General features: G+C 72.6%; 5 protein-coding genes. 4 read left to right on the forward strand and 1 reads right to left on the reverse strand.

Features of this window, described 5'->3' with window-relative positions; genetic code table 11:
- Positions 1-420 precede the first annotated feature (420 nt).
- From DFP74_RS19800 to DFP74_RS19815, 4 genes are all read left to right on the forward strand, one after another.
- Complete coding sequence (locus DFP74_RS19800) at positions 421-954, forward strand: DeoR/GlpR family DNA-binding transcription regulator (RefSeq protein WP_121183595.1); 534 nt, start codon at positions 421-423, stop codon at positions 952-954.
- An 805-nt stretch (positions 955-1,759) separates the two neighbouring features.
- Positions 1,760-2,008: a hypothetical protein gene (locus DFP74_RS34460; protein ID WP_233571050.1), complete on the forward strand. Its 249-nt coding sequence runs from the start codon at positions 1,760-1,762 to the stop codon at positions 2,006-2,008.
- Between the two features lie 1,416 nt (positions 2,009-3,424).
- Entirely contained in the window at positions 3,425-3,559 is a 135-nt protein-coding gene (locus DFP74_RS34930) for a hypothetical protein (RefSeq protein WP_255499555.1), read from the forward strand.
- 1,057 nt (positions 3,560-4,616) lie between these two features.
- Complete coding sequence (locus DFP74_RS19815) at positions 4,617-5,003, forward strand: hypothetical protein (RefSeq protein ID WP_121183597.1); 387 nt, start codon at positions 4,617-4,619, stop codon at positions 5,001-5,003.
- A 602-nt stretch (positions 5,004-5,605) separates the two neighbouring features.
- Here the strand turns inward: DFP74_RS19815 and DFP74_RS19820 are convergent.
- Positions 5,606-14,749: a hypothetical protein gene (locus tag DFP74_RS19820; protein WP_121183599.1), complete on the reverse strand. Its 9,144-nt coding sequence runs from the start codon at positions 14,747-14,749 to the stop codon at positions 5,606-5,608.
- Positions 14,750-14,804 lie beyond the last annotated feature (55 nt).

Below are 14,804 nucleotides of genomic sequence, written 5' to 3' on the forward strand. Positions count from 1 at the left end.
GAACCGGCGCGCGGAATCCCGGGTATCCGTGAATCGACCGTGAAAACGATTCAGTGTCCGTGGCGTGCATGACCACGGCACGGGGCTGACCATCGCACTTCCCTGGTTCGCGCTCTTCTCTGGAGAGCTCCGGGCGGGGCACTGCACATTCCTTCGACAGAAGATCGGTGCCCTTCCGTTGCGGGGCGATTGTGAAGCGTGATAAAAGATGGCATCCGGGTCGCCCGCCGGGTTTCGATATTGGTCGATGTCCGGTGGGGAGTCTTCCCGCACGACTCTGTGTCGCCGATCGAGGGAAAGTGGGAGGCCGGCATGTCCGTCCGCACTGGTGTGGCGAGTGTCGTCCGAAGTGACCGGGGTGCGGTGTGGACCGCCTCGTCCCCGGCCCCGGAACCTTCCCCCGCGGCCCCGGCGGGTGGCATGGCCGCGGAGGAGGAGCGGATCGCCGGGGCCGCGCTCGCCGAACTCCCCGAGGGCGGGGTGGTGGTCCTGGACGCGGGCACGGTCACCGAGTGCCTCGCCGCCCGCCTGCCGCTGCACCACGGCTACACGGTCGTGACCAACTCGGTGTCGGTGGCCTCGGTCCTGGCCGCGCGCACCGACCTCACCGTCCACCTGATCGGCGGACGCCTCGATCGCAGGGCGGGAGCAGCCCTGGCCACCAGCCGCGAACTGGAGGGCCTCCATGCCGACGTCGCCTTCGTCGTCCCGGCCGGTGTCTCCTTCGACCGCGGCCTGACCAGCACCGACCCCGTCCAGGGGCGGAGCAAGCGGGCGCTCATGGACGCCGCGCGCACCGTCGTGGCCCTGGCCGACCACACCCGTGTCGACCACGACCACATGTCCCGCTTCGCCGACCTCCACGAGGCCGACTGCCTCATCACCGGCACTGAACTGGACCCCGACTCCGCGGCGCGCCTGGGTACCCGCGTCCTGCGGCTGCTGCGGGCCTGAGCGACGGATCGCGAGCGTCCCGCCGAGGCGAGGCGGCCGGGCGCCCCGGCTCCGGCGGCCACGGATCACCCTCGGCGGTCGCAGCTCCGGAAGAACGCCGTGCGCCGCGCCCCTCATGTGGTTTCGTGTGTGCTTCGGTGATCGGTGGCCCTCTGGTGAAATGCATGCGCATCTCCGTGAACAGAGGGTTTGAGGAGGGTGCTGAGGGGGCTTGCTCAGGGTGTAACCCTGCTATAAAGTCAACCAAAACCAATAAAGACCACATGATTTGGCAAGGGCTGTGTCGCAGGTCCGGGCCGTGCCGTGGGTCGTCCTCCGCTGTACGGGCGAGGTCGGCGGTACGGGCCGGCGTCCCCCGCCGGCCCGCCGTCGCGCCCCACGGGAACGGTGGTCGGACCCGGCGCGGGACACGGCCGAAACCGTTCCGCCCGAGCCGGCCGACCACCTCGCCGCTGCCTTCACCCGCCCCTTCCCCGCCCCTTCCCCCGCCGCCCGAGGCCACGGCAGCGGAACCCCCACCGAACGGAGTGGCGACCGTGATGAGATCCAGGGTCTCCACCGCCTCCCGAAACGCGGCATTCGCGGGATGCCTCGTCGCACTCCTGCTGTCCACCGCGTGCGCGACCACCGCCGAGGGCGAGCCCCCGGCTCCGGAGCCGTCTCCGACCGCCCAGGCACGGACGACGAGGCCGCCGCGCTCGCCGCTACACGGGCATGTGGGAGGCCGTCGTCACCGCTTCCCACGACGGGACCGACGGCTCCGCCGAGCTCGAACGCCACGCGGTCGACGGGGCCTCTGGCCCTCATGACCCAGGCGCTGCGGGACGCGCGCCAGACCGGAGGCGACGTCTCCGGTGAGCCCGTGCTGGACCCCGAGGTGCTGATCGAGTCCTCCGGCAGCGCACAGGTCACCGACTGCCTCGACGACTCCTCCTGGCGCCTGTCCGCGCAGTCCGCGTCCGCGGAACCGCGACGGGTGGACGCCGGCCTTGTTCACGACGGACTCGCCTGGCGCGTGTCCGACCTTCGGATCTGGGAGCCCGGAACATGCTGAAAACGCACAGGTACGGCCGCAATCACGGTCATGGCGGTCGTGCTGACCGTCCCCGCCCCCGGCCGCCGCCGACCCTTCGTCGTTCCTCGGCCAGGTCGAGTGCGGGAGCACCGGCGGCCCCGGGTGCGCGGTCCTGCTCCGCTGGTGGCAGACACAGGGGCGGCACCCCGGCAAACCCCCCGGCACCCCCGGTGCCCCGGGTTCCGGGGGAACGGGGTCAGGACCGCCGAGCCCGGACCCTAACGACTTCGGTCGACTGGAACGCGATCGACTGGAGAACGAGGTCGACTGGGACTCGATCCCCTGGGACGAGATCGACTGGGACGCGGTCGACTACGACGGCGAGGGCGAACCGCCCACCGACCCCGTGACCCTCATCCAGGAGTCCATCGCCTCCTTCGAACTCCCCGCGCCGCGCATCAGCACCTCGCCCGACCCCGACGGCCTCGTTGCTCGTCCACACGCCGGTCTGGCTTGTGGGTCGAGGAGGAGGACTGGGCCGACGCGGTCGCCACGGCCGAGATCCCCGGCTGGTTCGCTGTCGATCACCGCGACCCCCTCCGGACCCACTGGACCATGGGCGACGGCACGGAGATCGTCTGTGAGGGGCCGGGCACCCCGTACGAACCCGGCCGTCCACGCCCCGAGGCCGAGTCGCCCGACTGCGGCCACGTCTACACCCGGGCCTCCATCGGCCAGGACGACGGCGCCTACACCGTCACGCGGCCATCAACTGGGAGGTCGCCTGGGAGTTCTCCGACGGAACGAACGGCACGCTCGACACCCGCCGCGACGTCCTCCGAGGTCGCCCGTCACGGTCGAGGAAGCACAAGACTGGTTCTCCGGCTCCGGCCGCTGACCGTGGAAGGCACTGGAGAACGACATGGTGGGCACAAGCACCGGCCCGACGAGCCGCACCCGACCCAGCCCGGCGCCGCCGGTCCGGCTTCCTGGGCAGCGGGCCGCGGCGATGGCGCTGGCTGGTCCTGGGCCTGGCCCTGGCCACGACCGGCGCCCTGGCGGGCGTCACCGCCGTCGAACGGCTCGACCAGCGCCAGGGGGTCCTGGTGGCCGAGGGCGACCTGCCCGCCGGGCACTGGTGGGCGCCGGCGACCTCAAGGTCGTCCGGCTCACCGTGGCCGACGGGGTCTCCGTCATCGGGAGCAGGAGCTGGAGCAGGTCACGGCCGTCCGCTGACCGTCCCCGTGGCCGACGGCTCCGTCCTGGCCGCCACGGCGCTCGGACCCGACGCGGCCTACCCGCCGCCGAGGAAGCGGTCGTGGGCGCCGCTCTCCCACCAGGCCGCTACCCCTCCTCCTCCCAGGCCGGCTCGGCGGTGTCCGTCGTGCTGATCGCCGAGGACGGCGGCGGCCGAGGACGGCGGGGCCGAGGCCTACCCCCGCCCGGGTCGAGAGCGTGGAGCCCTCCGCCACCGACGGCTCGGTGATCGTCGAACTCGCCGTCGCCGCCCTGGACGCCGCCCGGATCTCCTCCGCCGCCGCGACCGAGAGCGTCGCCGTCGTCCAGGTCCCGCCCAGGGGAGGCGCCTGATGACCAGAACCGTGGCCCTGTTCTCGCTCGGCGGCGCCCCGGCGTCACCCTGGCCGCCATGGCCCTGGCCGCGGTATGGCCCGAGGACTCCGGCGCCGTCCTGGTCGAGGCCGACGGCCTCGGCGGTCATCGTGCGCCTGGCGCGCGCTCCAGAGCCTCGCCGGGCTGTCCGTCGCGGCCGCACTGCGCCCGGGGCGGACCGGCGGGCCGGGCGGGTCGCCGACCACGCCCAGACCGTCCCCGGCGGGCTCCCGGTCTGCCCGTCGCCGCCCTCGCCCGTCCGCGCGGCGGGGCCGTCCGGCTGCTCGCCCAGAGCCTCGGCCCGCAGCACAAGGCGCTGCAGGTGTTGCGCGTTGTCTTCGAGTCGGGCCGCGTGCCCGGCGGCCGCCTCGGCGGTGCGTGTGGCGGCTTCACTCCTGGTCCGGGCCTCTTCGGCGCGGGCGTGGGCGGTCTCGTGCGCGCGGTTCGCCGCCGCGGCCCGCTCCTCCAGCTCCTCGACGCTGGCTCGGAGGTCGTCGACCGCCGTCTGCGCCCGTGCGTCCTCCTCCGCGCGCAAGGTGAGGTCGTGCGTGAGCCGGTCGAGCCGGTCCCGTACCTCGGAAAGCTCAGCGGACGCGGGGTGTGCGGAGTGGTCCCGCGCGGAGTCCCCGTGCCCAGCGCCGTGCGCGCGTTCGGTGGAGCCGTCCTGTCCCACCTCCCTCCGCCCGGTGGCGTTCCCGCGAGCCGCGGTGCCGTCCGTCCCGGTACTCCCGGGCTCATACGGGACCGTCGGCTCGGCGGGATCCCCCTGCCTCCGCTCTCCCCGTTCCGGGACGGCGCTTCCCTCGGTGGAGTCCGTGGTGCTGTGGGCGGACCCGTCGGACTGAGGTTCTCGCGTGTTCCGGTCGTGGGTGGATTCGGGGGGCGCGGCCGCGCTGCCCGTGCGTTCGGAGCCGAGGCCGGAGCCAGGGCCGGACGGCGACCCCTGATCGGGGGAGGTCTGCCGGGCTTCGGTTTCCAGACGGGACGACCGCGAGGTCAGCTCGTCGATCTCCGCGACGAGACGGGAGGTCTCCCTGTGTCGGGTGTCGAGTTCGCCCTCGGCTCGGGTGAGGTCGGCGGCCGCGGTACTCGCCTGCTCGCCGACCCGTGCGGCGCCGGTCTCGGCCTCGCCCGCCGTGGAACGCAGATCCTGGTACCGCACGGTGAGGGCGGCCGCCTCCTCGGCCGCATGGCCGGCGGTCGCGGCGGCGTCGTCGGCCGACTCGCGGGCCGCTTCGGCCTCACTCTCGGCCCGGGCTCGTTCGCCGTCGGCTCCGGCGGACGCCAGCCGCGCGGCCGGAACCTCGTGGTCCGCCAACCGGGAGACATCGCGCTCCCTGTTCGAGACCTCCTCGCGCAGGCGCCCGATCCGCTCCTCCACGGCGGGGATCTGCGCGCGGGTTCGGTCCGCCCGGTCCTGTAGGTCCGCCGCCGCCCTGCCCGTCATGTCGGCCCGTTCGGTCGCGGCCCGTTCGGCGGTGTCACGGATCTCGTGGTCTCGGGAACCGGCCCGGTCCGCCTCCTGGACGGTGGTGCCGGTGCCGGTGCCGGTGCCCGCGTCGGGGGTGGACCGCGTGGTGGGACGGGCAGCGCGGTGTCACCGGTGGACTCGGTGGCGGGGACGGCCGAACGGCCTCCCCTGGGAACGCCGTGTTCAACTGGGACCGGAACCTGTCGGTGAAGCCCTGCGGACCGGTGTCGGTGGTCGTGGCGGGCGGACCCCGCCGTGCCGCCGGGGGCGTCGGTGGCGGTCCGGTTCCGCGCCGCGTCGCGCACCGCGTTTCAGCGCCTCCACCCAGGAGTCCTGCGCTGCTCGAACGCCGCGCGCCGCGTCTCGTAGGTGCCCTCCAGATCGCTGTACGGGCCCTGAGTCCCGCGTCGTCCCGGCGCGGCCGCGTACTCCGCCGCGCCGAACTCCAGGGGCAGTCGCGCCTCCAGGTACTTCTTCTCGGCACTGTTCAGCTCCTTCTGCGCGTCCTCCAGCCGCTTTGCGGACCCCGGCCATCCCGTCGGCTTCGGCCTGGCTCATGATCCCCATGCGGACGGCGTCGCCCTGGTGACCCACGCGGTCGTCCTGGTCGTGGTGTCCCGAGCTGCCCAGCGGGCGGGCCCGGCGGGGGGACGGCCGAACAGTCCGCGCACCTTTGTCCCCGACGTAGCCCGCGGCCCGGGAGAAGGCGGAGTCGCGCAGCTCCGACCTGGCGCCGATGCCCCACGTGGTGTCGAACTCCACCAGCAGGAGGGGGCCGATCCGGGTGCGCTGGGAGTGGGCGGAAGCTGCGCGTCACGCCCTGGCCGACGCGCCCCCCGACTTCGCGCCTTCCCGCGCCTCCCGCGCCGCCGTGGTAAGATCCCGGTGCGGGGGTCGGGAGGCACGCCGGGCTGCTCGGTGCGTCGGAAGCGATGGCCTCGGCTCCCGTGGTCCGGGAGGTCCCGTGCGCGACGGTCCGACGCGGACGAGTTCCCCTCGATGCCGGAGTCGGTGATCCGGCCGCTCGGCGCGACGTCGAGGATGCGCGCCGAGGCCGGGTCGGGCAGGGCCCCGGACGCCTCAGGTGGTCCGGCCCATCCGGGGAAGCTCGGTCTCCCCGGTCCACGGCTCCGGGTGGAGGGCCTTGAGCGCCAGGTGCCCCAGGGCCTGGTCGAGGGCGTTGTACCGGGAACCGAAACCCGAGCGCGGCCGCGTTGTGGTCGCGGGCCGCGCGCAGCGCCTCGGGCGTGTACCGGCCGTCTCGGACGGCGTCCGGCGGAGGGGACCAGCCCAGCGACCTGGCCACCACGATGTGGGCGGTGTCGCGGACCTGCTGTCCGTGGTCGTCGATCGCGGCGGGGACGACGAGTCCGTCCGCGAAGCGGGGGCGCCGGTCGCTGTGGTGGGCCTGGGACCAACTGGCGCATCATGTCCGGTGCAGCGAATGCGTGGTCCCCGTTGAACGGGGTGCTCCGGAGCGGTGCCGTGTCCTTGCGTTCGTCGTGGGATGAGGTGCGCGGAGGGTGCGGTGTCTCGGCGTCCCCGGGCACGGTGGTGTCCGCGAAGTCGAGGTAGGAGATCGGATAGAGGGTGTCCACCCGGCCGCCGTCTCCGCTGCCGCCGAAGTTCCGGCGCTCCCCGCTGCCGGGCTGCTCGCCCAGAGCCCTGGTGAGCAGCGGTTGGCGGTCGGAGATCTCCAGTTCGAGGTTCAACCGGCTGTCGTGGCTCAGCTTGGCGTAGGGGGTGTCGACGGACAGGTCGAGCCTGCGCGACCGCGACTCCTGTTCGGTCGATCCGTGGGACCGGGTGTTCGACTCCGCGACGCCGAGTGTGGGAACGAGCAGGTGGGGGCGGCTCTCCGGGCTCTGCTGGGAGGGCTGGTCGTCGCCCGGGTAGGGCAGCGGCTGCCGCACACCGCCCAGGAGACCGGCCTCGGTGGTGTCGGCCTTCGAGCGGCTCTCCGACTCCGCCTGCCGCCAGGTCTGCCGGAACTTGAACTCGTTGGAGCCGCCCAGGTACTCCACGGACGGCCGGGTGAGGTCGAGCCGGACACGGACCGTGGCGTCCACGGCGGGCGGCGCCGTGGTCGGGGAGTTGAGGTGGCCGATCGAGTGGTCGATGGGGCGGATCCTGACCGGCAGCGGAACCGACGTGTCGGTCGCGTTGCCCAGGTTCGAGTCCAGGGCGTGCAGCAGGCCCTCCCGGCTTCCCGCGGTGAGCTCCCAGCCCTGGGAGGCGAGGTCGTCCACGAGTGCCCGAAGCGCGGGTCCGGAATCGGCGGGCCGCACCCGCCGGCCCGTGTCCTCCAGACCGGGGCGTACGCGCACGCCCTCGGGCTTGGCCGGCTCGGGCTGCGGCTCCCGCACGAGTTCGCCGTCCCGTTCGACGACCCGGTCGTCCACGAGCCCCGCCTGATGGGCGTCGCGGACGTGCACCAGGCCCGTGACCAGGTCGGAGATGTTGGCGGTCCAGCCGCGGAACTGTGCGCTCCAGGGGATGGTCGGCCCGACGCTCCAGTTCTTGAGGAACTCCATGGCCTGCCGGACGGTCCCCGAGCCCGTGAAGGAGTACGCCATCGGCAGTTTGGAGGAGAAGGCGGTGGCCTCGGCGTACTTTTCGGCGGTCTTGTGCCAGCGCGCGTTGTTGAACAGGCTCTGCGAGACCTGGGGGCCGATCACGCCGATGGGCCGCAGCCCGTCGCCGTAGGTGAGCGGCCGGTCGGGGTTCGGTCCCTGGTCGGGGCGGGGGTTGTCGTTGACGCGTACCCGGCCCCCGACGACGACGTGGGCAGCCCAGGTCCGGCCCGTGCTGACGGACAGGTCGGCGCTGGTCGTGCCGCCCCGTTCGATCATCGCGTCGGACTGCTCGAACCTGTCGATGGAGGTGACGTCCAGTTCCGTCGACACCGTGGCGCGCACGTCGTGGGGCGACCACAGACCGCCGCTCATGTCCGCGCGGACACGGCTGCCGTTGGGGGAGGAGGAGAGCACCTCCGAGGAGAGCGCGTCCGGGAAGAGCCGGCCGTGGCCCCCGCCGCGGACGAGGAAGTGCTCCAGCTTGCGCCGGTAGCCGTCGTGCAGGTCGAAGCGGCGCTTGACGGCGGAGAAGCCCTCGTAGGTCTCGTCCAGAAGGCTGGTGGTCCGGACCCGTCCGTCCTCGCTCTGGACACGGAACCGGGTGCTGGAGCGCTGCACGGTGGTGGGCAGGTCCCGGATCTGTTCGGCTCGTCGCTCGCCCCTGGTCCGGGGTGCGGGTGCGGTCGTCGGCGCGGGTGCGGACGGAGGGGTGGTTGCAGACGAGCTCGTGGACGTTGTCGTGGTCGTCGGTGCGGACGCGGGTGCGGACGGAGGGGCGGTGGCGGTCGCGGAGGCAGGCGTGGTCGTGGACGTGGTCGTCGGCGCCGGGACTTCGCCGGTATCGCCGGTATCGCCGGTGTGGTCGGTCGCGACGGTGCCCGGTCCACCGGGCCGGGCGCCAGGCGCGGACCGGCCCCAGCGCCAGGGGTCACGGCGCCGGTGGACGGCGGCCGGGTCGGGGGTGGTGTTGCCTCTGATGACGCTCTCCGCCTCGGCGGTCGGGAGCGGCCGGAGGTCGGAGAGGACGGGGGTGGCGTCCGGTGCGTCGCCGGTGCCCTGGTCAGGGCGGCCCGGCGGGGTCTCCAGGGTCAGCCGGGTCGGGAAGCCGGTGTCGAGCAGGGGCAGGCCCCGCTCCCGCAGCGGGGGCGCCTGGCCGCGGACCAGGCCGATGTCGTCGAACTCGTACAACCGGGCGTGGAAGGTCGCCTGCGAGTGCCAGACGTCGGAGCCCTCCGGGAAGAAGACGATGTCGTTGACCCCGTGCGAGAATCCCTGGCCCCGGCTCTCATGCGTCGTGCGGCTGATCGGCACCGTGACCGAGGGCGTGCCCGCCAGCGGCGGCTGGCCGTGGACGTCGTTGGCGTCGGTCGGCCGGGCGTAGAACCCGACACGCGTGGCCAGCGTGTGGCGGTTCTGCGAGCCGGTGTCGGTGGAGCGGCCCGCGGAGCCGCCGAACTCGCCGCCGGTGCCGCGCACGGTGGGCCGCGCGTACTCCAACCGGTCGAAGTCGGCGAAGATCCGCACCCGGACGAACTTCGGCCGTAGGAGCTTCTCGTCCCCCCTGAACAGGGAGCCCGGGTTGATCGACGCCGGCTCGATCAGGTCGACGGGGAGCCCCTCGTGGCCGCCGAGGTCGTTGAGTCCGCCCCGGAAGGAGGACTCGGAGATCGTTCTCAGGATCTGGAGCGTGTTGTACCGGGCGATGTCGTGGTCGCGCCGCAGCGGGCGGTGCTCACGGGGAGAGCGGTCGAAGTAGCCCGACGCCTCCTGGTCCGACCGCGGACGCCGCGCGTAGTCCTTCTTCGAGTTGGACAGGTCCGGCAGGACGAGTCCCGGGCGCCGCCGCGCCAGACCGCTCAACACCTGGTGGGCCAACGCGTCGTAGACGCCCCGCCTCGGCGTCCCGTCCGCGCCCTGGAACCGGCTGCCGTCCGGCAGGCTGAACGTGCGCGGGACCGCCCCGGTGAAGTCCGTCGGACGCGGGGCCGCCAGGTTCGGGAACGGCGGCCGCCGTTCCCCGGCCGGGGCGGTGGCGGTGGTGGCGGCCGCCTCGCCCCCCGGGTTCTGCGGGGTGTCCCGCTCGGCCCGTGGCGCGGGCGGCTCCTCCCCGTTGATGATCCGGGCGTCCTCCACGGTGAGGATCTCGACGGTGTCGCCGGTGAACCGGTACACCTGCGGCTCGCCGTCGAAGCGCACGTAGTAGTTGCGCCGGACGTCGTAGGCGGCGGACGGGGTCGCGCCGTGGGTCGTCCGGTTGACCGACCCGGAGACGGACCGGGACTCCTGGTCATTGGTCTGGTGGTTCAGGGAGTACTCGACGAAGGGAGCCTCGACGCGCACCGACGACTGGCCCGGGACGTCGGCGGCCATCCCGGCGCCGAGGCCGAACCCGGCGGTGTCGTCCTTCCTCAGGGTCGTCTTGACCCCCTTGTCGGACACATTGCCCTTGATATTGGCCTTGTTGTTGCCCTCGACGGAGGGGGAGTGGCCCTTGCGCGTGTAGTCGGTGGGCACCGACCACATGGTCATGACGCGGCGGTCTCCGGAGATGTCGGTGAACTCGAACGGCACGGGGGCGTTGGTCATCCTGGGCAGCCGGTTGCGCAGGGCGTCGGGGGAGAGGTCCCGCGCGGTGTCCTGGCGGATCTGTTCGCGACGCCGGGCACGCCTGTCCAGGAACGATGGTGTCAGCCGGTCCCGCACCGTGTCCCGTGTGCGCGGTGGAGCGTCGGCGCGGGTGAGGTGGTCGTTGACCCAGTCGGCCAGCGGCCGGGGCGGGCCGTCGCCGGCGAGGTCGATGGGGCCGACCTTGATCGGGTGTCCCTGGCCCGCCCGCGGATCGAGGGGCCTGCGGTCGCCACCGCCCGCGTCGCGCCCATCGCCCTGACCCGTGTCGGTCCCCGCGTCCGGGCCCTCACCCTGACCGTCCCCCTGCGGGGCGAAGGGGTCGTACACCCGGATGGTCTCCGGGCCCTCGCCGGGGACGACGCCGCCGGGGACCACCAGCACCAGTCCGTTGTCCGTCCGCGCGGTCACGGTGCGCGGGGCGCCGGCCGCGGCCCCGTCGACGCCCGCCTCCCCGCCGGTGGCTGGGGCGATCCGCAGGGACATGTCCAGGTCGGCCACGTAGACCTCCGGTCTGCCCTTGAGTTCGACGTTGGAGGGCAGGTCGGTGGAGTCGGAGGTGGACTGTCCCGTGGTCCGCACGCGGGTGCCGAAGAAGACGCGCAGGCTCACCCGTGGGCCGATGCCGGTACCGCCGACCGAAGCCACGTGCAGCGGACTGACCAGGAAGCTCAGGTTGACGGTCTGCTCCGCGCCGTGCGTTCCGGCGGCTTCGCTGGAGACCGGCTCGCCGACGGTGTCCGTCGTCTTGAGCTTGGAGTCCTTGGAGTCGCTCGCCGGGCTCGTCGGCACATGGAAGAAGTCGCCGGTCGAGGGGCGCAGCGACACGTCGACCCGTCGGGGGTGGCCGTCGTCACCGGTGACCGTGAAGGGGTGTCCGCCCTCCTGGAAGAAGACGCCCATGTCCCGGCCCGTCTGGGCCTCCACCTGCGCGCGCAGGTCGGCGCGTGCGGTCGCGTCGAGGCCGTCCGGCGTGCCCGTGGCGGCGCCGTCGACGAACGACCGCAGGTGCTCGGCGATGACCATGTCGGCGGGCGTCAGGCTGGAGTCCAGCAGATAGCCCAGGTCATGGGGCGTGCCGGAGCGGTCCGGGAGGAGGGTCCCCTGGTACGTGCGCTGCTGTGGAGCGGGCGGGGCCTCGGGTGGCAGGGGCGGCGCCTCGGGCGGGGCGGGCGTGCTCTCGGGTGGTGGAGGCGTGGCTTCGGGCGGCGGTGGCGGGGGGTCCTCCGGCACGGGGGCGGGGTCGTCCCCGGTTCGCTGGTCGGGGGCGGACCCGGTGTCGGGGCGGTTCTCCGCGTGCTGGTCCCCAGGCTGGTTCGAGCCCGACGTGGTGTCGGGGCGGTGCTGTGAGGTGCCGGACTCGTCCAGGGCATCGGCGCCGGTTCGCGGTGCGGGCGGCCTCGGGTCGGCGTCCGTCGTGTCGGAAGGCTCCGGCCGCGGTGGGGTCGCGAGGCCGCCGGTCGCACCTTCACCCGCCCCGGGGGTCTGGGTCCGTGGGGGCGGAGTCGCCTTCGGCGGGTGCGGTCGCTCCGGGTTCTCGTGGGACTCCGGGCCGGGCACGTCCCGGACCGCCGGTCGACCGGAGGGCGACCCTCCCCTGCCGGAGTCGGACCGGTCGTCCGGCCGGTCCTGCCCGGCACCGGGAGTTCCTTGGGAGGGGACGGTTCCCTGACCGGTGGTCGGAGCCGAAAGGTCGAGCGCGGTGCCGCTGATCCCTTGTCCGGGGTTCAACGTCTGGAGTGGGATTGCGGGGGCGTCGATCTCGTGCAGCGCGAAGATCTGGAGGGTTTCGGGTGGCCAGGGCAGGTGGGAGGTGGGGTGGGGGAGGTCGGTTTTGGGGTCGAGGGAGCCGAGTCCGTTGAGGAGGGGGTTTTTGGGTTGGAGGAGGTCGAAGGGGGGTGGTGTCCAGGGGTGTGTGGTGTTGGTGGGTTCGGGGGTGTCGTAGAGGTCGCCGAGGGGCCAGTCGACGTCCGAGTCGGCACTCCGATCGCTGTCGGTCTCGGCGGGCGCGCTGGTGTCCTCGCGAGCAGGCGACGCGGTCTCCGGGCCGCCGGGTCGGTCCACCGGGGCTGACCCGGGTGTGCCAGTGCCGTCGGAGGCCGGATCGCCTTCCGGCCGCTGTGTGGGACCGTCTTCGGAGGAAACCGGCTGGTGGCCGGACTGCTGATCGGCCCCTTGGTCGACGGAGTCCTGCCGCCGTGTGGAGTCGCTTGCGGGGGGAGGCGGCTGGCTGCCAGGCTGCTGCTCCGCCTCCTGGTCCGAGCCTTCCGGACGGGCGGGGTCCGCGGAGACCAGAGGCTGGGCATCGCCCTGGCGGACGGAATTCCGGGCGTCATCCGGCCGCCGCGCGGTGTCGTTCTCTGCGGGCGTCGGCCGCCCGTCGGGTTGCTGCCCGGCGCCCTGGTCGGGGTCCGCGGAACGTGTCGGTTCCGGGGAGTCAGGCGGCTGCGAGGAGCCGAGGCCTGTGGGGCCCTGATCGCCGAGCGGTGGCTGTGCGACGTCGTCCTCGCTGGTAGTCGAACGCCCGTCGGGCTGCTGCCCGGTGCTCCGGTCCGAGCCTTGCGAAGGTGTCGCGTCCTGCCCGCCCACCGGCTGCGGGTTCGATCGAACCGCGCCCTGCTCGGACGCTCCGTCCGGTGCGGAGGCGGATTGCGTGCCGCTGGCGAGCTCTTCGGTGAAGCTGCTGACATACGGGTTGTCGGTAGGCGGAGCGTCGCCGTCGACGCCCTCGGGGCGGCTTTCGCCCTCTGGACTGGAACGGCTCTCGTCACCGCTCTCGCTGCCCGAACCCTGGGGCCGGCCCGCGTCCTGCGAACTCTCACCCGAATCGCCGTCAGGCCGACCGGCGTTGCCACCTCGGCCGCCCTCTGACCCGCCCGTGTCCCGCGAGTCCTCCGCCGGATCGCGGTCGGACTCGTCGTTCCCGCTCCGACCGCCACCGCCTTCCGATCCGTTCCCCTCGGCGCTCCCGGTCTCGGTCGGGGCGGTGTGCGAGTTCGTCTCAGGGGTGTTGTTGGTGGTGGGTGGGGGTGTGGTGGGGGGTGGTGGGAGGTCGGGTCCGCCGCGGAGGGAGTCGATGCCGGTGATCGCGGTGTTGGTGGCGAGGGTTTGTGTGGTGGCTTGGGAGGCGCCTGCGGTGGCGGAGAATCCGGAGGCTTTCCATCCTTGGCCGAAGATCTCGTTGGTGAGGCCTTCGCCGACGTAGCCTTCGGTGGCTCCGCTGGCGGCGCCCAGGCCGAGGTTTTGTGCTTGGGTGCTGGCTTTGGTGTGGAACCCCTTGAGGTCTTTGGTGAGGGCGGTGGGGACGGTGTCGGCGAGGTGGTGGCGTAGGGCGGGTGGGAGTGCGTTGCCCAGGGTTTTGTGCAGGTGGGTGGTCAGGTCGGGGTGGGTCCAGTGTCTGGCGAGGGTGTCGGCGTAGTCGCGGCCGAGGTTGCGGGCTTGAGCATCGCCCAGGGTGTGGCCGAACTGGCGTTGGAAGAGGTCGGCGAAGTCTTCGCGGAGTTGGTCGCGGTTGGTGGTGTTGGCCCAGCTGCCGATGCCGGGGACGTCGTTGGGGCTGTAGGGGGTGGCCATCTCGTCGGTGTGGCGGGCAAGTACGTCTGCGATGTCGTCGTTGAGTCCTGACCCGGGTCCTGGTGTGGAGCTCGGTTCGGGTTTGGGGGTTGGTGTGGGAACCGGATCCGGTGTGGGTGTGGGGGTTGGTTCGGGTGTGGTTTTGACTGGTGGTGGGTCGGGTTTGGGTGGGGTGTTGGGGGGTGGGTCGGGGAGGTGTTTGAGGTCGTCGAGGTTGGTGCGGATGAGGGTGCGGATCTGGTTGGAGAGGATGGTTTCGGCTCCGGCTGAGAGGCCGGCGGAGAGGAGTCCTTCGATGACGGCGCCCAGGTGCGCCATCTTGGTCATGTCGTGGTCCCATTCGGTGCGGGTGCCGTTGGCGATCTGGATGCGTTGGATGATGCTGTCCAGGCTCGCGAAGATTTGGCTGATGATCTGGTGGCCGGGGACGGTGAGGAGGAACCAGGACAGGATGCGGCGGATGAGGAGGCTGCGGATGGCTTTGAAGACGGGGATCATCTTCAGTGAGGCGCCGAAGGTCCAGTAGGCGGAGGCGATGGCCCAGGCGATCTCGATGAGGAGTTGGACGAGTTGGCCGATGACCATCATGGCCATGTATTCGGCGTTGGCTGCGGCTTTGCGTAGTTCGCGGCCCATGTCGGCGGCGATCTGGCCGGCTTTGCCGATGTAGTCGTTGTCTCCGGTGGTGAACTGGGCGACGGAGCGGTCGAAGTAGTCGGCGGCTTGTCCGGAGAAGTCGGTGCGCACCTTGCGGCGGATGTGGGTGAGGATCTCGGTGAGTTGGTGGGTGATCTGGGTGCCGGTGGTTTCGTAGAGGTCGGCGGTGGTGCGTAGGGCGCGGGGGTCGGCGGAGGGCATGACGATGCCGGTGAGGGTGGCCAGGGTGTATCTGGCGGTGTTGTTCATGTCGTGGTCGAGGGGCATGCGGGGTCACCTCCAGGGCCGGTTCCCGCCGCGCACCACAACGCCGACACGAATC

Source organism: Nocardiopsis sp. Huas11, from assembly GCF_003634495.1.
Classification (GTDB): Bacteria; Actinomycetota; Actinomycetes; order Streptosporangiales; family Streptosporangiaceae; genus Nocardiopsis.

Coding starts and splice junctions, on each gene's coding strand:
- DFP74_RS19800 (WP_121183595.1), top strand. CDS start 421: ATGGCCGCGGAGGAGGAGCGGATCGCCGGGGCCGCGCTCGCCGAACTC.
- DFP74_RS34460 (WP_233571050.1), top strand. CDS start 1,760: ATGACCCAGGCGCTGCGGGACGCGCGCCAGACCGGAGGCGACGTCTCC.
- DFP74_RS19820 (WP_121183599.1), bottom strand. CDS start 14,749: ATGCCCCTCGACCACGACATGAACAACACCGCCAGATACACCCTGGCC.